Source organism: Streptomyces iranensis, from assembly GCF_017874715.1.
Taxonomy (GTDB): domain Bacteria; phylum Actinomycetota; class Actinomycetes; order Streptomycetales; family Streptomycetaceae; genus Streptomyces; species Streptomyces iranensis.
This window is the reverse complement of sequence record NZ_JAGGLR010000030.1, coordinates 1-18,186: the sequence shown is the minus strand read 5'-3', so window position 1 is coordinate 18,186 and position 18,186 is coordinate 1. Positions and strand designations below refer to the sequence as shown.

General features: G+C 71.0%; 15 protein-coding genes. 6 read left to right on the top strand and 9 right to left on the bottom strand.

Translation table 11 applies throughout. From position 1 onward, the window contains the following. Positions 1–164 precede the first annotated feature (164 nt). Complete coding sequence (locus tag J2Z30_RS41425; protein WP_044579170.1) at positions 165–1,526, top strand: dipeptidase; 1,362 nt, start codon at positions 165–167, stop codon at positions 1,524–1,526. Between the two features lie 55 nt (positions 1,527–1,581). Here J2Z30_RS41425 and J2Z30_RS41420 read toward each other — a convergent pair whose 3' ends face one another. The 4 genes from J2Z30_RS41420 to J2Z30_RS41405 form a co-directional block, all read right to left on the bottom strand. Continuing rightward, positions 1,582–2,616, bottom strand: a complete 1,035-nt coding sequence (locus tag J2Z30_RS41420; RefSeq protein ID WP_044579168.1) for an NUDIX hydrolase — start codon at positions 2,614–2,616, stop codon at positions 1,582–1,584. 207 nt (positions 2,617–2,823) lie between these two features. Further along, the gene (locus J2Z30_RS41415; RefSeq protein WP_044579166.1) at positions 2,824–3,744 is read right to left on the bottom strand and encodes a carbohydrate ABC transporter permease; all 921 of its coding nucleotides are present in this window, start codon (positions 3,742–3,744) and stop codon (positions 2,824–2,826) included. Continuing rightward, positions 3,741–4,655: a carbohydrate ABC transporter permease gene (locus J2Z30_RS41410; RefSeq protein ID WP_044579164.1), complete on the bottom strand. Its 915-nt coding sequence runs from the start codon at positions 4,653–4,655 to the stop codon at positions 3,741–3,743. Before J2Z30_RS41410 ends, J2Z30_RS41415 begins: the two co-directional genes overlap by 4 nt. Before the next feature lie 12 nt (positions 4,656–4,667). Continuing rightward, positions 4,668–5,951, bottom strand: coding sequence for an ABC transporter substrate-binding protein (locus J2Z30_RS41405; RefSeq protein ID WP_209469056.1), 1,284 nt, complete (start codon positions 5,949–5,951; stop codon positions 4,668–4,670). Positions 5,952–6,164: 213 nt separating this feature from the next. On the opposite strand from J2Z30_RS41405, the gene J2Z30_RS41400 reads away from it, so the two are divergent. Continuing rightward, the gene (locus J2Z30_RS41400) at positions 6,165–8,222 is read left to right on the top strand and encodes an NPCBM/NEW2 domain-containing protein (RefSeq protein ID WP_044579163.1); all 2,058 of its coding nucleotides are present in this window, start codon (positions 6,165–6,167) and stop codon (positions 8,220–8,222) included. Between the two features lie 120 nt (positions 8,223–8,342). Here the strand turns inward: J2Z30_RS41400 and J2Z30_RS41395 are convergent, their stop codons facing one another. Beyond that, the gene (locus J2Z30_RS41395) at positions 8,343–9,917 is read right to left on the bottom strand and encodes a serine/threonine-protein kinase (protein WP_044579160.1); all 1,575 of its coding nucleotides are present in this window, start codon (positions 9,915–9,917) and stop codon (positions 8,343–8,345) included. A gap of 297 nt (positions 9,918–10,214) precedes the next feature. Beyond that, complete coding sequence (locus tag J2Z30_RS41390; protein WP_044579158.1) at positions 10,215–11,189, bottom strand: ROK family protein; 975 nt, start codon at positions 11,187–11,189, stop codon at positions 10,215–10,217. Between the two features lie 145 nt (positions 11,190–11,334). Here J2Z30_RS41390 and J2Z30_RS41385 point away from each other — a divergent pair, with 145 nt between their 5' ends. The 3 genes from J2Z30_RS41385 to J2Z30_RS41375 all read left to right on the top strand — a co-directional run bounded on the left by J2Z30_RS41385 (position 11,335) and on the right by J2Z30_RS41375 (position 13,993). Further along, positions 11,335–12,402 (top strand): LacI family DNA-binding transcriptional regulator, encoded by a 1,068-nt coding sequence (locus J2Z30_RS41385; protein WP_044579156.1) that lies wholly within the window; start codon positions 11,335–11,337, stop codon positions 12,400–12,402. Positions 12,403–12,573: 171 nt separating this feature from the next. After that, on the top strand, positions 12,574–13,026 hold the full coding sequence (locus J2Z30_RS41380; RefSeq protein WP_052701745.1) for a hypothetical protein: 453 nt from the start codon (positions 12,574–12,576) through the stop codon (positions 13,024–13,026). A gap of 94 nt (positions 13,027–13,120) precedes the next feature. Continuing rightward, positions 13,121–13,993, top strand: coding sequence for an alpha/beta fold hydrolase (locus J2Z30_RS41375; protein WP_044579153.1), 873 nt, complete (start codon positions 13,121–13,123; stop codon positions 13,991–13,993). 51 nt (positions 13,994–14,044) lie between these two features. On the opposite strand, the gene J2Z30_RS41370 is transcribed toward J2Z30_RS41375, so the two are convergent. Further along, entirely contained in the window at positions 14,045–14,428 is a 384-nt protein-coding gene (locus J2Z30_RS41370) for an SHOCT domain-containing protein (protein ID WP_044579150.1), read from the bottom strand. Positions 14,429–14,605: 177 nt separating this feature from the next. On the opposite strand from J2Z30_RS41370, the gene J2Z30_RS41365 reads away from it, so the two are divergent. Next, positions 14,606–15,238 (top strand): GAP family protein, encoded by a 633-nt coding sequence (locus J2Z30_RS41365; protein ID WP_044579148.1) that lies wholly within the window; start codon positions 14,606–14,608, stop codon positions 15,236–15,238. Between the two features lie 53 nt (positions 15,239–15,291). Here J2Z30_RS41365 and J2Z30_RS41360 read toward each other — a convergent pair whose 3' ends face one another. Further along, positions 15,292–16,503, bottom strand: a complete 1,212-nt coding sequence (locus J2Z30_RS41360; protein WP_044582309.1) for a hypothetical protein — start codon at positions 16,501–16,503, stop codon at positions 15,292–15,294. 140 nt (positions 16,504–16,643) lie between these two features. Next, positions 16,644–17,936, bottom strand: coding sequence for a DUF6986 family protein (locus tag J2Z30_RS41355; RefSeq protein WP_044582308.1), 1,293 nt, complete (start codon positions 17,934–17,936; stop codon positions 16,644–16,646). Between the last annotated feature and the right edge of the window lie 250 nt (positions 17,937–18,186).

The following is an 18,186-nucleotide window of genomic DNA, read 5'->3' as shown; positions in this document are numbered from 1 at the left end:
GGATCCGCTCCCAATCGACCGACCTGATGCGCCTACCGGCATCCTACGGCTCCCCGGCGGATGACCCCGCTGTGGGATGATCGGCCACGCGGCATCAAGCCGTACATACGTGCCCATCGCCGCGCATCCCGCCGCCGGCCCGTCGCACCCCAGGAGGGTCCCCCATGGAGAAGGCGCCTCTCGCCGCCACCGTCGCCGCCCTGCAGCCGCGCGCCAGGGCCGAGCTGGCCGAGCTGGTGGCCTTCAAGTCGGTGGCGGACCCGGCGCAGTTCCCGCCCGGCGAATGCGAGGCGGCCGCCCGCTGGGTCGCCGACGCGCTGCGCGCCGAGGGGTTCGAGGACGTGGCGCTGCTGGACACCCCCGACGGCACCCAGTCCGTCTACGGCTTCCTGCCCGGTCCGGCCGGTGCCCCGACCGTGCTGCTCTACGCGCACTACGACGTGCAGCCCCCGCTGGACGAGGACGCCTGGCACACCCCGCCCTTCGAGCTGACCGAGCGCGACGGCCGCTGGTACGGGCGGGGCGCCGCGGACTGCAAGGGCGGTGTGATCATGCATCTCACCGCGCTGCGCGCGCTCAAGGCGAACGGCGGGGTCCCGGTCAACGTCAAGGTGATCGTGGAGGGTTCGGAGGAGCAGGGCACGGGCGGTCTGGAGCGCTACGCCGAGGCCCATCCGGAGCTGCTGACCGCCGACGCCATCGTGATCGGCGACGCGGGCAACTTCCGGGTCGGGCTGCCGACGGTCACGGCCACGCTGCGCGGGATGACGCTGCTGCGGGTCTCGGTGGAGACCCTGGAGGGCAATCTGCACTCCGGCCAGTTCGGCGGGGCGGCCCCGGACGCGCTCGCCGCGCTGATCCGCGTCCTGGACTCGCTGCGCGCCGAGGACGGCTCGACCACCGTCAAGGGCCTGGACGCGGACGCGGCGTGGGACGGGCTGCAGTACCCGGACGAGGAGTTCCGCAAGGACGCCAAGGTGCTCGACGGGGTCGGGCTGATCGGCTCCGGTACGGTCGCCGACCGCGTCTGGGCGCGCCCGGCGGTCACCGTGCTCGGCATCGACTGCCCGCCGGTGGTCGGCGCCACCCCGTCCGTCCAGGCGGGCGCGCGGGCGCTGATCAGCCTGCGGGTGCCGCCGGGCGTGGACGCGGCCGAGGCCAACCGGCTGCTCGCCGAGCACCTCCGGTCCTCGGTGCCGTGGGGTGCGCGGCTTTCAGTGGAGCAGCTCGGCCAGGGCCAGGCGTTCCGCGCGGACACCACGAGCCCGGCGTACGCGGCGATGCGGGAGGCGATGCGCCTGGCGTACGACGGCCAGGAGATGGCAATCGCCGGGCAGGGCGGCTCGATCCCGCTGTGCAACACGCTGGCCTCGCTCTACCCGGAGGCGGAGATCCTGCTGATCGGGCTGAGCGAGCCGGAGGCGCAGATCCACGCGGTCAACGAGAGCGTCTCGCCCGAGGAGTTGGAGAAGCTCTCGCTCACCGAGGCGCTGTTCCTGGGGGCGTACGCGGCGGGCAAGAGCTGATCCCCGTTCACCTCGCACCCGGTCGGCGGGCGGCCCACGGGCTGGGCCGGCGTGGTCAGCCCGTGGGGACGCCCGCTTCGAGATACAGCGGGCGGCCCTGCTCACGGGCGCGCAGCGCCCAGCGCAGCCGGCTCAGCCGCACCGGTGGCAGCAGCGCGGCGGCCTCGCTCTCGGTGACGAAGCGCCAGCCGCGCAGTTCGGAGCCGGGCAGCAGCACCTCCTGGGCGGCCGCGCTGGAGAGCTTGCCGCCGTCGAAGAGCAGCCGCAGGCCCCCGTAGCCGGGCGGCTGGGGGCGTTCCCAGTCGGCCACCAGCAGCCGCAGCGGTTCGTCCAGCCGTACCCCCAGCTCCTCGGTGACCTCGCGCACCCCGGCGCACATCGGGGGTTCGCCGGGTTCGACGACGCCGCCGGGGAACTCCCAGCCGGGCTTGTAGGTGGGGTCGACGAGCAGCACCCGGTCCTCCTCGTCGAAGAGCAGGACCCCGGCGGCCAGCGTCTCCGCCCTCGGCTCGGGGGTCTGCACGATGTCGCAGATCCCGGCGCCCTCGCGGACCGCGTCGGCGATGTGCTGGGCGGTCTGGCGCGGGGTGAGCCCGGTGGTGTCCACGACATGGGCGTCGGTGGTCAGCCAGGTCAGGGCCGCCCGGTAGGGCGCGAGATGGTCCAGGCACCACTGGCGTACGGACTCGCTCGCGTCCGCGTCCCCGGGTATTTCCTCGCGTTCGGCTATGCGCTCGCGAAGGATCGTTTCATCGGTGTGCAGCAGAACATGCCGTACGGGGATGCGGCGAGCCGCGAAACCGCCGAAGATCTCATCCCGGTACTCCTGTCTGAGAACCGTCATCGGGACCACGAGCGGGCCGCCGACCTCCGCGATCAGCGCCGCTCCGGTGTCCACCACCAGCCGGCGCCAGGAAAGTAGATCCTGGTAGTCGGACACCTGCTCAAGACGTTTCCGCGGGAGCATCATCCGCAGACCGTTACCGACCAGCTCCGGGTCGTAGAACGTACTGCCGGGCATGAAGTCCACCAATTCGCGGGCCGCGGAGGTCTTACCCGCACCGAACGCACCGTTCAGCCAGACGATCACATTTCCCCCTATTCCATCGCCTCCTGACAGTTGCCCGCATCACCCTGTCACGGAAACGCGCGAAGACGACCGAGTGACGGATCGCGTCGCTCCGGACGGGTTGGGCGGGGGACGCGGGGCGGGGCGGCGGAGCGTGGTCGGGGACCTTGTGGCCCTTGTGCCACAGGGGTCACTGTGGCCACATGAGCCACAGTGACCCCTCTCGCATCAGCCCTTGCTGGCGCCGAGGGTGAGTCCGGCGATGAAGTGGCGCTGCAACAGCAGGAAGACCAGCACCGTGGGAAGAGCCACGATCACCGAGCCCGCCGCGAGCAGGTTGTAGTCGGTGAAGAACTGGCCGCGCAGATTGTTGAGCGCGGAGGTGATGGGCAGCTTGTCGCCGTCGGAGATGAAGACCAGTGCCCAGAGGAAGTCGTTGTACATCCAGGTGAATTGCAGGGTGGCGAGCGCCGCCAGCGCGGGCCGGCACAGCGGAAGCGTGATGTTCCAGTACTGCGTCCAGACCCCCGCCCCGTCCACCCGCGCCGCCTCCACGATCTCATCGGGAATGGTGCGCATGAAGTTGGCGAGGACGAAGACGCAGAATCCCACCTGGAAGGCGACCTGAACGGCGAGCACGGCCCAGTAGGAGTCGTACATCGTCATCGAGTCCGACATCCAATAGGGCAGATTGATCTTGGTGAAGAGCACATAGAGCGGGGTGACGATGACCTGCTGCGGCAGCAGATTGCCCGCCGTGAACACCATCAGCAGCACCAGCCCGCCGCGCATTCTCAGCCGGGTCACACAGAAGGCGACGAACGAGGCGAGAAACAGCGTCAGCAGCACCCCGGGCACCGCGATGATGAGCGAGTTGACGAAATACTTGCCCATCCCGGAGTCATTGAACGCCTTGGCGTAGTAGTCGAACGACAGATGGCGCGGCAGCGAGAAATAGCCGTATTTCGCGGTCTCCTCGTACGGCCGCAGCGAGGCGTAGATGGCGAGAAGCAGCGGGGCGAGGAACGCGAGCGACACGACCATCAGAAAGGCGTGCAGCCCGAGTCGGCCACGGGTCACCCGGCGCTTGCCGGTGCCGGTCACCGGGGTCACGGTCCGTACGGGGGCGGGCGGAGTGGTGACGGTCATCCCTTCTTCCCCCCTCGCAACTCCTGGATCAGATAGGTCACGATGAATCCCAGGGACACGGTCAGCAGGACGACGGCGATCGCGGAGCCGAATCCGATCCGGCTGGCCTCGCCGATGATGTTGTCGGTGACCAGCACCGAGAGCAGTTCGAGCCCGTTACGGCCATGGTTGATGGCATAGACGATGTCGAAGGCGCGCAATGCCTCGATCACGGTGATGACGCCGACGATGACATTGACCGGCCGCAGGGTGGGCAGCACCACCCGGAAGAAGGTCTGGGTCTCGCTGGCGCCGTCGATCGCGGCCGCTTCCTTGAGCGAGGGATCGACGGATTTCAGCCCGGCCAGATAGAGGATCATCACATACCCGGTGTGCCGCCAGGCTGCCGCCAGCAGCACCATCCAGATATTGAGCTCCGGGTCTCCGAGCCAGTCCACCGGGTCGTGTCTGTTGGCGAGGATCGCGTTCAGCGCACCCTGGTCGCGGGAGAAGACCAGCTGCGCGATGAAGCCGACGATGGCGAGGGAGAGCACCACCGGCATATAGAGGGTGGACTGGTAGAAGCGGCTGAACCGGACGCCCTTGTCCAGCAGTACGGCCAGCAGCAGTCCGAAGGGGGTCGCGACCAAGCCGAGAAAGGCCACCCAGAGCAGATTGTTGCGGACCGCGGGCCAGAACGGCGGATAGTCCGTGAAGAGAGTCTTGTAGTTGTCGATGCCCACCCAGTGGATATCGCCGATGCCGTCCCAGCTGGTGAAGGACAGGCCGATGGAGGCGAGGGTCGGGCCCCAGATCAGGGCCAGTTCGAGCAGGATGGGTATGCCCAGCAGCACGCCGATGACGGCGAGGTCGCGGGAGGTGAACCTCCGCGGACCCCGCCGTTTGGCACGCCGCGCGGTCGTGAGCGGCACGGCGCGAATCTCCTAGTCGCTGGCGAAGATGGTCTTCTTCTGGGACTCGATGTCCTTGGTGAGGGAGTCGATGTCGTTCGGCTTGTTGATGAACTGCTGAATAGCCCGGATCATCACCTGGGACGCGAAGTCCGGCCGGGTGTCGCGGTCCATGAACTGCGATATCTGCTTGGCGTTCGAGACGAGGTCGACGGCCTTCTTCTGGAGCGCGTTGTACGAGGAGCTGGACGCCTTGTCGTTGACGGCGATGTTGTTCGGGTCCCGCTTCAGGTAGATCTCCTCGGCGGCGGGGGTGGCGAGGTACTTCATCAGCTCCTTGCCCTCCTTCTGCCGCTTGGACTTCTTCGCCAGCAGAAAGCCGTCGATCGGCGCCTCCACCGCGTCCTGTCCATAGGCGGAGTCGATCTCGGGGAAGGGGAAGAAGTCCAGATCATCGCGGTCGGCGGCGGAGAACTGCTGCCCGGGGTGGGGCAGCCCGAAGACCGCCATACCGGACTTCTTCTGCGCCAGGCTCTGGGCGGCCTCCTGCCAGGTCCGCCCGTTGGCGCCCTTCTGGTGATACGGCATCAGCCCGCGCCACAGGTCGAAGACGTTTCGGACCTTGGGGTCGGTCCAGGACTCCTTGCCGCCCATGAGGGAGATATGGAAGTCGTAGCCGTTGGCCCGCATATTGAGATAGTCGAAGGTCCCCATGGCGGGCCAGCCGTCCTTGTCGCCGAAGGCGATGGCGTCGAGGCCGTCCTTGTCCATCCGCTTGGAGAGCGCCCGGAACTCGTCGAAGGTCTTCGGAACCTCGTAGCCGCGCTGAGCGAAGACGCTCTTCCGGTAGAAGACGGCCCAGGGGTAGTAGTAGTACGGCACGAGGTACTGCTTGCCGTCCTTGCCGGTGGACTGCGCCTTGAGCGCGTCGGAGAAGCCGTCGAAGCCCTTCCAGAGGTCGCTGATCTCGGCGAGCTGCCCCTGTTCGGCGAAGAACTGCATGCGGTACCCGGCGAACCACATGAAGACGTCGTCGGGGGTGCCCTTCAGATAGCGGTTGATGCCCTCCTGGAAGGCCTCGTGGTTGACGGTATTGACCTTGACCTTCTTGTCCGACTTCTTCTCGTACGCGTTGAACACCTCGGCGAACGCCTTACGGGGCACGGCGTCGGAGGCGTTGGAGCCGATCTTCACTTCGTTGCCCGGACCACCGCAGGCGGTCAGCAGCGTCGGAAGGGCTACCGCGCCGGCTCCGGCCGCGGTGCCTCGCAGTAGCGCACGGCGGGAGATCCGATGTCCTGACGATGACGGTGCCATGTGCCCCTCCACAGAGGTTCAATCAAACACAACCGAACGCAAGTGAGGGGATCTCACCCGGCGGCCAGGCGGATCGTCAAGGGTTTTGACGAGATATCGAACAACTGTTATCGCATCTCTTCCAACAGACTCCAACAGGGTCTACCGTAAACGCTCGCATGTGACGCAGCCATGACACTGCGTTACCCCCGTTGAGAACGGAGGACCCGCATCGTGCGCCACCGCTGTTTTCGACCCGCGAGACGAAGAGTCATCGGAGCACTGAGCGCCGGTCTGCTGGCCACGGTCGGCCTGGCCCTCCCGGCCGTCGCCCAGCCCGCGCATCCCGCCGAGGTCACCACACCGGCCTCCGACCCGGGCGCAGCGCCCGGTGACGGGCTCGCCCTCACCCCTCCGATGGGGTTCAACAACTGGAACTCCACCCACTGCCGCGCGGAGTTCAACGAGGCGATGGTCAAGGGCATCGCCGACATCTTCGTGGCCAAGGGACTGAAGGACGCCGGATACCAGTACGTCAACCTCGACGACTGCTGGGCGCTGCCGCAGCGCGATGCCAACGGCAAGCTGGTGCCCGACCCGGTCCGCTTTCCGAACGGCATCAAGGCCGTCGCCGACTATGTCCACTCCAAGGGACTGAAGATCGGCATCTACACCAGCGCGGGCACCAAGACCTGCAACAGCGCCGGCTTCCCCGGGGGGCTCGGCCATGAGAAGTCCGACGCCCAGCAGTTCGCCGACTGGGGCATCGACTACCTCAAGTACGACAACTGCAATAACCAGGGTGTCGACGCCAAACAGCGCTACCGCACCATGCGCGACGCCCTGAAGGCCGCGACCGAGACCACCGGCCGCCCCATCGTCTACAGCATCTGCGAATGGGGCGAGAACAAGCCCTGGGAATGGGCCGGGGAAGTCGGCCATCTGTGGCGGACCACGGGCGACATCAGCGACAGCTGGGGCAGCATGCTGTCGATCGCCAAGCAGAACCTGCCGCTCGCGAAATACGCCGGGCCCGGCCACTGGAACGACCCCGACATGCTGGAGGTCGGCAACGGCGGGATGACGGCCACCGAGTACCGCAGCCACTTCTCGCTGTGGTCGATCATGGCCGCACCGCTGCTGATCGGGACCGATCTGCGCAAGGCCAACGCCGAGACCTATGAAATCCTCGGCAATCACGAAGTGATCGCCGTCGATCAGGACCCGCTGGGCAAGCAGGGCACCGTGGTCTCCTCCGAGGGCGGGCGCTGGGTCATCGCCAAGGAGATGGCGGACGGCAGCCGCGCCGTCGCGCTGTTCAACGAGACCGACCGGCCGCAGCACATCGCCACCACGGCGACCGGGGTCGGGCTGCCCCGGGCGACCGCGTACCGGCTGCGCGACCTGTGGGCGCACAAGGACTACAACACCGCCGGAGCCATCTCGGCCACCGTCCCGGCCCATGGCACCGTGCTCTACCAGGCCTCGGCCGACACCCGCTGGGCCTCCTACCCGCCCGCCGCCGAACTCGGCCTCGACGGCACGGCGCTGACCGAGGCCGGAGCCGCGGCCCAGGTCGACACCACGCTCACCGACCTCGGCCGGACCCCGGCCCAGCAGGTCTCGGTCCGGCTCACCGGCCCCGACGGCTGGCGGATCAAGGCCACCTCCCCGACCCGGGCCGCCTCGCTGCCCACCGGTTCGAAGCTGGCCACGCGCTGGCGGGTGACCGCGCCCGCCGGGGCCGCGCCCGGTGCGTACGACCTGACGGTCAGCGCCGACTACCGCTCACCCGGAGGCGGCAAGGCGGCCGCCCGGCTGGTCTCGGCGGTCCATGTGGTGGTCGCCCCGCCCTCCGGCAGCTCGTACGCGAGCGATCTGCCCTGGCTGAGCGCGCTCAACGGCTGGGGCCCGGTGGAGAAGAACACCAGCGTCGGCGAGAACGAGGCGGGTGACGGCCATCCGCTCACCCTCGGCGGCACCACGTACGACAAGGGCCTGGGCGTGCACGCGCCGAGTGAGGTCACGTACTACACCGGGGGCCGGTGCTCGCGCTTCACCGCGCGGGTCGGCGTGGACGACGAGGAGGACACCGCCGGGACGGTCGGCTTCGAGGTGTGGGCGGACGACGCCAAGGTGGCATCGTCGAAGACGCTGACCAACGCCGATCCGGCCACCGCCCTCGACGCCGCCATCGGCGGGGCGAAGACGGTCCGGCTCGTCGTCACCGACGGCGGGGACGGGGTCACCAGCGACCACGGGGACTGGGCCGACGCGGCCTTCGCCTGCTGAGACCCCGCTGAGACCACCACGCTGAGACGTCTCGGCCCCGCTGAGTCCACCACGCTGAGACGTCTCCGCCCCGCTGGGATCCGCCAATGAGATCCGCCCCTTCCCACGGCCGTCCCGGGCTCAGCACTCGGGCAGCCCGGGAAGGGGCGCGTCATTGTCGCCGCCCTTGACATAGACGACGCTCACATAGACATCCCGATGGCCGTTGTCGTCGTCGGTCCTGGCCCACCACACGTTCGTCCACTTGCCGTAGGTCTCCCGGCGGCCCAGGTTCTCCTGGCAGTAGAAGTAGTTCACTCCGTGCTTGAGGGTGCCGACCGGCTCACCGCCGTGGGTGTACGAGGTGGCGTCACGCCACACCTCGCAGTCGTACCGCCCGCCGTCGCCGCCATGGCAGACGGGCGCGATGCCCGAGGGCGGCGCCGAAGAAGCCGCCGGGCCGCCCTGGTCGCCGTTGCCGCCGCCCGGAGTGGGTGAGGCCGTGTCATCCGGCCGCGCGCTGCCCTGCCCGGCCGTGGCGCTCGCCTTTCCGCCGCCCGGCGCGGCGGTCTTCCCCGGGCCCGCCGGCTCGCTCGGCGGATCCTTCGTCCGCCCCGACTCCGTGGTGTGGTCATCGCCTCCGACCAGTGCGTACGTCAGCCCGCCGCCGATGAGCGCGACGGTGGCGGCCGCGGCCGCGATGAGCGCTCCGCGGCGCCTGCGCCCCGCACTTCGCGCACCGGCCCCGTCCACCGCGCCCGGCTCCCCGCTCACCAGCGGCTCCACCACGGGCGGCGGGCCGAAGCCCGGAGGCGGGACGGAGGGGGCCGGCTCGCTCAGTGGAACGGACGGCGGCCCCGCCGCGCCGCGCGGCGTCTCCCCCGCCGCCACCTCCGCCAGCATCCGGCGCGCCTCGGCGGCGGACGGCCGCCCTCGCGGGTCCTTGTCCATCAGCGCATGGAGCACGGGCGCCAGCGGTCCGGCCAGCCGGGGCTCGGGCAGCGGCTCATTGACGATCGCGGTGAGCGTGGACCATACGGAGGTGCGGCGGAACGGCGACGAGCCCTCCACCGCCGCGTACAGCGTCATCCCCAGCGCCCAGATGTCCGAGGCCGGGCTCGGGTCCTGGCCCTGGGCGCGCTCCGGCGCGAGATAGTCCAGGGAGCCGATCAGCTCGCCGCTGCGGGTCAGCTTGGTGGTCGCGCCGTCCTCGGGCGCCTCCAGGCTCGCGATGCCGAAGTCCGTGAGGACGACACGGCCCTCGCGGTCCAGCAGCACATTGCCGGGCTTCACATCCCGGTGCAGCACCCCGGCGCCATGGGCCGCGCCGAGCGCGTCCGCGACCTCGGCGCCGATCCCCGCGGCCTCCCGGGGGTCGAGGGTGCCCCGCTCGTCGAGCACATCGTCGAGCGAGGGCCCGTCGATCAGCTCCATGACGATGAGCGGCAGCCCGCCCTCCTCGGCCACGTCGTGGACCGTGATCACACCGGAGTGCCGGATCCGGGCCGCCGCCCGCGCCTCCCGCTGCATCCGGGTGCGCAGATCGGCCAGTTCGGCGCTGGAGGCGTCGGTGTGGGTGCGCAGCACCTTGACCGCGACCTCCCGGCCGAGCACCGCGTCCACGGCCCTGCAGACCACGCCCATGCCGCCCCGGCCGAGGCTGCCCGTCACCCGGTACCGCCCGCCCAGCAGCCGCCCGGACAGATCGCCGCCCATGTCCGCCGGTGCCACCGATCCGCCTCCCCTAGGGCCTGTCGTCAAACGGAGCGCCCTGCTCCCGACGCCTGGCACGGCCGCTCGCCGCGTTGTCGCATCACCCGAGTACGCCCAGTACGAGGGCGATGCTCCGCCTTGCGATCGACCGCACCAGACGCCGCTCGCGGCCGGGCGCCCCCTTTGACGACAGACCCTAGCGCGCTCCTCGGTCCCGCCCGGCCACTGCCGGGCTCAGGGCGAACAGCTTAGGGGCAGACGGTGACAGCGGGTCATGGTCAAACGGTGAAGGAGCGGGGCTCAGTCCCCGGTGGGAGGTGTGCCCGCCGGGCCGAACCCCTCGAGACGCGCCTCCTGCGCCGCCGCGGCGGCCGCTCCCACCAGGCCCGCGTCGGTGCCCATCTGCGCCGGGACGACCTCCAGCCCCTGGACGAACGACAGGGTCGCGTAGTCGCGCAGGGCGCGCCGCAGGGGCGCGAAGAGCACGTCCCCGGCACCCGCCACGCCACCGCCGATGACCGCCACCTCGATCTCGACGAGCGCGGCGGTCGCGGCGATCCCGGCGGCCAGGGCCTGGGCGGCCCGTTCGAAGGAGGCCTGCGCCACGGGGTCTCCGGCCCGCGCCGAGGCGGCGACGGCCTCGGCACTGGTGTCGCCGTCCGGCCCCGGGCGCCAGCCGCCGTCCAGGGCGCGGCGGGCGATGTTGGGGCCGCTGGCGATCCGCTCCACGCAGCCGCGTCCGCCGCAGGGGCACGGGTCGCCGTTCAGCTCCACGCTGATGTGGCCGATGTGCCCGGCGTTTCCGGTGGGGCCCGGGTGCAGCCGGCCGCCCAGGACCAGTCCACCGCCCACGCCGGTGGAGACCACCATGCACAGCGCGCTCCTACGGCCGCGCGCCGCGCCCTGCCAGTGTTCGGCGGCCGTCATCGCCGGTCCGTCGCCGACCAGCGACACCGGCAGCGCGCCGGTGGTCTGCCGGACCCCGGCGACCAGCGGGAAGTCACGCCAGCCGGGGATGTTGACGGGGCTGACGGTGCCCACGGAGGCGTCCACCGGACCCGCGCTGCCGATGCCGACGGCGGCGACCCGCGACCAGTGCGCGGTGGCCGCGAGCTCCTCGAGCACGGCGGTGACCTGGCCCATCACCGTGGCGCCGGCCTCCTGGGCGCGGGTGGCGCGGCGGGTCCGTACGGCCAGCTTTCCGCTCCCGTCCACCAGAGCGCCCGCGATCTTGGTCCCGCCGATGTCCAGTGCGGCGATGAGGTCACGTGGCATAGGTGTCGACTCTCCTGGTGGGCATGCTGATGGGCATGGACGCGTTCAGTGTGCGGCAATAGTCTTCCCGGCGGTGACAACGTTGTCCAGGGGCTATGCTCGTCACTCCTTCCCCCACGACGACCAGCGACGGGACGAGCGCACTGTGACCGACACCGCCCCGGGCACCGCCAACCGCACCCCCACACGCCGTTACGGCACCCGGCCCACTATGAAGGACGTCGCCGCACGGGCCGGGGTCGGCCTCAAGACCGTCTCCAGAGTGGTCAACGGCGAGCCGGGCGTCACCCCCGACACCGAGCGCCGCGTCCAGGAGGCCATCACCGCGCTCGGCTTCCGCCGCAACGACAGTGCCCGCATTCTGCGGAAGGGCCGTACGGCCAGCATCGGACTGGTCCTGGAGGATCTGGCCGACCCTTTCTACGGTCCGCTGAGCCGCGCCGTCGAGGAGGTCGCCCGAGCCCATGGCGCGCTGCTGATCAACGGGTCCAGCGCGGAGGACCCCGAGCGGGAGCAGGAGCTGGTGCTGGCGCTGTGCGCGCGCCGGGTCGACGGCCTCGTCATCATCCCGGCCGGCCATGACCACCGCTATCTGGCGCCCGAGATGGCGGCCGGGATCGCCACCGTCTTCGTCGACCGGCCCGCGGGACGCATCGACGCCGACGCCGTGCTCGCCGACAGCTTCGGAGGTTCCCACGACGCCGTCGCCCACCTGATCGCCCACGGCCACCGCCGGATCGGCTTCCTCGGCGACCTGCCGGGCATCCACACGGCCGCCGAGCGGCTGCGCGGCTATCACGCGGCGATGAGCGAGGCCGGGTTGCCGGTCCATGACGCCTGGGTCTCGCTCGGCCCCACCGATCCGGAGCGGGTCCGGACCGCGGCCACCGCGATGCTGGACGCCGCCGAGCCGGTCACGGCGCTCTTCGCGGGCAACAACCGGGTCACCGTCACGGTCGTACGGGTCCTGGCCGAGCGCCCCGCGCCCGCCACGCCGGTGGCCCTCATCGGCTTCGACGACTTCGAGCTCGCCGATCTGCTCTCCCCCGGGATCACCGTCATAGCCCAGGACTCGGCCCAGCTCGGCCGCACCGCCGCCGATCTGCTGTTCCGCCGCCTCGACGGCGCGGGCGGGGACCCCCGGCGGCTCGTCCTGCCGACCCGGCTGATCCCGCGCGGCTCGGGCGAACTGCCCCCGCCCGCGACATCCTGAGCGGCCCCTCCTCCAGCGGCACGCCCTCCCCGAACGTCCGATCGGCCCTCCCCGAACGGCGCACTTCCCCCGAACGCCTGAACGGCCCCGCTCCGGTTGCCTCGGTCTCCCACTCCCCCGAGGGTGGAGGCGGAGGGCCCGGGGCCCGTCCGACGGAACGAGGGAGACGCGATGAGCGGGCGCCGAACGCGGACGATCTGCGCGGTGAGCCTCATGGCCGTGCTGGCGCCGGCCGCCGTCGGCTGTTCGGACGACGGGGGCACCCCATCGTCCGAGGTGTCCCGGGCCTCCGCCGCCATCGCGTCCGCGAGGGCGTCGGCCCAGGCCGAGCTGGACAAGATCAAGGGCGGCTCCCAGGCCAAGCGCGAGGTGAAGGTCGGCCGGGTGAGCCGCGACGGCGTGGGACGGGCCGTGGCACCGCTGACCGTGACCAACGGGAGCAAGCACCCGGCCGGCTACGCCATCGAGGTCAACTTCCGCAATACGAGCGGGGACTTGGTGGACGCCGTCGTCCTGCGCCTGTCCAAGGTGCCCCCGAACCAGCCCACTCCGGCCACCGCCCGCAGCCACCGCAAGCTCACCGGCCGCATCACGGCGAACGTGGGCACGGCGGTGCGGTACTGACCGGCACCGACCGGTACTGACCACCAGGACCCGAGGACCCGAGGACCCAAGGACCCAAGGGGACCAGGAACCAGGCTCGAAAGGCGCAGAGGCCATGTCACAGGTGCACCACCGGTTCGCGGACATCCAGGGCCGACGGCTGTTCTACCGCGAGGCCGGTCCCGCGGACGCCCCCGCGCTCGTCCTCCTGCACGGCTTCCCCACCAGCTCGTTCATGTTCCGCGACCTCATGCCCCGCCTGGCGGACGGCTACCACCTCATCGCCCCCGACCACCTGGGCTTCGGCTTCTCCGACGCCCCCGGCGTCGACGAGTTCGACTACACCTTCGACGCCCTCACCGGCCTCACCGCCGGTCTCCTCGACCACCTCGGCCTCGACCGCTACGCCCTCTACGTCCAGGACTACGGCGCGCCCATCGGCTGGCGCCTGGCCCTGCGCACCCCCGAAGCGGTCACCGCGATCGTGACGCAGAACGGCAACGCCTACGACGAGGGCTTCGTCGAGGACTTCTGGCGACCGGTGTGGGCCTATCAGGAGGATCAGAGCCCGAAGAACGAGGAGGCCATCCGCCAGGCCCTCTCCCTGGACCTGATCAAATGGCAGTACGTCACCGGCGCTCCCGACGAGAGCCTGGTCAGCCCCGACACCTGGCACCACGACTTCCAGCAGGTGTCCCGCCCCGGCAACGACCTGGTCCAGCTCAAGCTCTTCCGGGACTACGCCACCAACAGCCCGCTGTACCCCCGGGTGCACGAGTACTTCCGCACCCACCAGCCGCCCCTGCTCGCCGTATGGGGCCGCGACGACCCCATCTTCGGCCCCGACGGCGCCCGTGCCTTCGCCCGCGACAACCCGAAGGCCGAGGTGCACCTCCAGGAGGGCGGTCACTTCCTCCTCGAAACCGGCCTGGACGAGGTGGTCCCCCTGATGCGGAAGTTCCTCGGCACCCACGTGGGCGCGCGCTGAACCCCGCACACACCCCGGCACCCCGCCCGTGCCGGTCGGTTCCACGGCCTCTCAGGCGGCGAGCACCTTGGCCTTGGCGCGCTCGTACTCCTCGGGCGTGAGGTCGCCGTGGTTCTTGAGCTCCACGAGGTGCTCGAGCTCCGCCGCGCGGCCCGTGGTGGCGGTCGTCCGCACGAACTCCCGGAAGTCCGCCTCCGCCTTCTCGGCCCGCTTCATCTCACGCATGCCCATCCCCCGGCCACGCGCCACCAGATACACGAAGACGCCGAGGAAGGGCAGCACCAGGACGAAGACGGTCCAGCCCGCCTTGGCCCATCCGTTCAGCGAGTCGTCGCGGAAGAGATCGGCGAACACGCGGAACAACAGAAACAGCCACAGGATCCACAGAAAGACCCACATCGTGGTCAGAAATATATTCAGCAGTGGGTAGTCCATCGTCTGCCTCCCGTCGGACACGCCCGGCGGGGCCGCCAGGGCCCCACCAGGGCCCACATCTTCAGCTTACGGCGGCCCCCGGTCGGCGCAGCAGCGGATGCCACGAGGGCCGGCGGTGCGTACCAATGGGAAGGCGGGGCATCACCACGCGGCGGAGGCCGGAAGGGCGGGTGGGCCATGGAGCTCCAGGTTCTTCCCCTGGCCGTCACGATGATGGCGGGGCCGCAGATCGTGGCCGCCGTCGTCCTCGTGACCACGGCGCGACCGGTGCGGGTGTGCCTGGCGTTTCTGCTGGGGGTGGCGATCGCCACGGCGGCGGGAGTCGCCCTGGCCCGGGGGATCTTCGCGCTGCTGGGGCAGGCGATCGCACCGGGCAACCCGTCCGATCGGGGTGTGGCGGCGGTCGTCGTCCAGCTGGTGCTGGTGGGACTGCTGGCGCTGGTCGCCGTGAAGAACGTGGTGAAGCGGCGGACGGTCGAGCCGCCGAAGTGGCTGGGCTCGCTGATGGAAGCCGGTCCCCGTAAGGCGCTCACGACCGGCTTTCTGATCATCCTGGTCATGCCGTCCGACATCGCGGTCATGCTGACGGTGGGGGCGAATCTGGAGCAGCATGACGCGGAATGGACGGCGGCGCTGCCGTTCGTCGCCGCCACCGTGCTGATCGCGGCACTGCCGCTGCTGGTCTACCTCCTTCTCGGTGACCGGGCGCGGCACGCGATGCCCCGGCTCCGGGAATGGCTCACCACCCATAGCTGGGTGGTCAATGTCGCCGCGTGTCTGATCTTCATCGTGCTCATCCTCGCCCCCTGATGGCCTGTGGGCGGGTCCCGGCTGACGGCGTGTGGGCGGACCCCGGCCCGGCTTCAACCGCCCCGGCCGTGTGCGCCCGTGCGGCCCGTGGCGGCCAGCAGGGCGATCACCCCGAGGGCGGCCAGCAGGATCAGCACCAGGAAGAGCACCGTCAGCACGGTGGGGTGGTTCCACAGGGCGAACACCGCGACCGGCACCAGCAGGGCCGCCGTCGTCAGTCCCCGTCGGTGGTCGGCGGTCCAGGTGCCGGCCCGGCCGGTGCGCATCCCGTGGGCCGCGCCCCAGCAGGCCGCGCCGTCGGCGAGGATCTCGGCCCGGCCGCGTACCGTGCTCGGCAGCCGCCCCGGCCCCACCAGATAGGCGCCGAGCGCGACCACCAGGCCGAGCACCAGCACGGTGAGCACGGTGACCCGCAGGAAGCGGACCACCGTGTCGAAGAGGACCGAGGCGGCCTCCCTGGACAGCACGCTCGTCGGCACATGGTCGAGGTAGTAGCGGCGGCCCACCACCAGGATCAGGGCCAGGGCGAGGGAGGCGAGCGCGGTGCCCAGGGCCGCGCGGGCGAGCGCACGGCGGCGCCGGCGGGCGAGCAGCACTCCGGTGCCGCCGAGGGTCACCGTCAGCACGGGCAGCCAGTTCCCGGCCAGGTCGAGCAGGCGCGCCGACCGCCGAAAGGTGTCGAGCCGGTCGGAGTGGAAGAGGACGAGCCGCTGGTGGATGTCCGGGACGCCGGTCACCGCGGGGAGCCCGGCGTCCACCAGTTGCTGTCTGACCCGCTCCACGGCGGCGCCGACGTTGAGGGTGACGGTGTGGCCCTCGACGCCGACCGGCCCGCCGCCCTTGCCGGTGAGGGCGCTCACGACGGCGGTGTGGGCGGCCCGGTTGGCGCCGGTCCACACGGCGGGGAACTGCTCGCTGCGCACGATGTGGGCGGCCACCTTCCGCACCGCCTGGTCCAGGGCCGAGTCCAGCTGCGGGGCCAGCCCCTCGATGGTGTCGGCGGCCCGCTCCGGGAGCCCGTGGGCGCGCAGCCAGGAGGCGATGTCGGCGGTGATCTCCTGGCTGTTGTGGCGGATGTCGACGGCCTTGCTGACCTGTTCCACGGCGGTGTCCTGGATCGCCGGGTCCTTGGCGAGCGGGGCGACGGTCGCCACATAGCGGTCGGTGTCCAGGACGATGTCGTGGACCCAGACCGTCAGCACGGACACCGGTACGAGGAGGCAACCGAGCAGGATCAGCAGGGCCGACACGGCGCTTCTGGCCATGACACCCATCTCCCGCCTTCACCGGCGCAGCCGCATCCCGGGTGACACGTGCGAGTGAGCGGATGTGGCCAAGCGGATCAGCGGGCCCGGCGGGACGAGCCGATCTGTGGGCTCCTGCGGATCTGGTGTTCCGGGGTCGGTCAGGAAGCGGCCGGGGCGGCGCGGCCCGCCAGCGCGTCGAGTTCGGCGCGGCCGAGCCCGGTCAGCCGCTCGACCTCGGCGCCGTCGAGCGCCCCGCAGTCCAGCCCGCGCACCAGATGGCCGCTGAGCGCCTTCGCGGTGGCCGGTTCGTCGGCGATGCCGGTGCCTCCGGCCGTACGGTCCACATACGCGGCGAGCCGTTCCGCGGCCGCCTCCAGGCCCTCGCGGTAGAACGCGTAGACGGCGGCGTAGCGGGTCGGTAGGTGGCCGGGGTGCATGTCCCAGCCCTGGTAGTACGCGCGGGCCAACGACCGCCGGACCAGGCGGTGGTGGAGCCGCCAGGCGTCGTGGACCCGCTCGGTGGGGCCGACCGGCAGTACGTTGGTGGAGCCGTCGGAGAGCCGTACTCCGGTTCCGGCGGCGGCGACCTGCATCACGGCCTTGGCGTGATCGGCCACGGGGTGGTCCATGGACTGATGGGCGGCGCCGACGCCGCAGGAGGCGCTGTAGTCGAAGGTGCCGTAGTGCAGTCCGGTGGCCCGCCCCTCGGCGGCGTCGATCATCCGGGCGACGGTGGCGCGGCCGTCGGGGCCGAGGATGGCCTGAGTGGTCTCGATCTGGATCTCGAAGCCGATACGGCCCGGGGCCGGCCCGTGCGCCTTCTCGAACTCCTCGCACAGCCGGACCATCGCGGTGACCTGCTCTGCGTACGTCACCTTGGGGAGGGTGAGCACGAGGCCGGCCGGCCGCCCTCCGGCCGCCATCAGCCCGGTGAGGAAGATGTCGAGCGTGCGGATGCCGCGGTCGCGTACGGCGGCCTCCAGGCACTTCATGCGGATGCCCACATAGGGCGGCGCGGTGCCCTCGGCGCGGGCGGCCGCGACGAGCGAGGCGGCGCGGGCGGCCGCGGCGTCCTCCTCGGCGTCGGGGCGGGGGCCGTAGCCGTCCTCGAAGTCGATCCGCAGATCCTCCACGGGCTCGCGCTCCAGCTTGGCCCGCACCCGGGTGTGGACGGGCTCGGCGAGTTCCTCGGGGAGGCCGAGGACGGCGGCGAAGGAGGCGGCGTCGGGGGCGTGCCGGTCGAGGGCCGCCAGCGCCTGGTCGCCCCAGTCGCGCACCGTACCGGCGGTGAAGAGGTCGGCGGGGACGTAGACGGTGTGGACTGGCTGACGGGTGCCCGGGTCGCCGGGGTAGCGGCGGGCGAGCTCGGCGTCGACGGCGGCGAGGGAGTCGGCGATGGACGCCCGTACGGCACCGGGCAGGCTGGTCCGCACCGTCTTCTGAGGCTCCATGTCCATTCGCCACCCTTCCCGTCATTTCCGCTGTACGGAAACGATGATCCGTGAGGTGAAGTTAGCCAGCCACGGAACGGCGGGTCAACACCCTCCCGGCAGCCGCGAGGCCCCGCACGCGCATCGCGTACGGGGCCTCGCGGAGGTCCGGCGGGTGTCAGCCCTTGCGGGTCTTGACCTCCTCGGTCAGCTGCGGGACGACCTCGAAGAGGTCGCCGACCACGCCGTAGTCGACCAGATCGAAGATCGG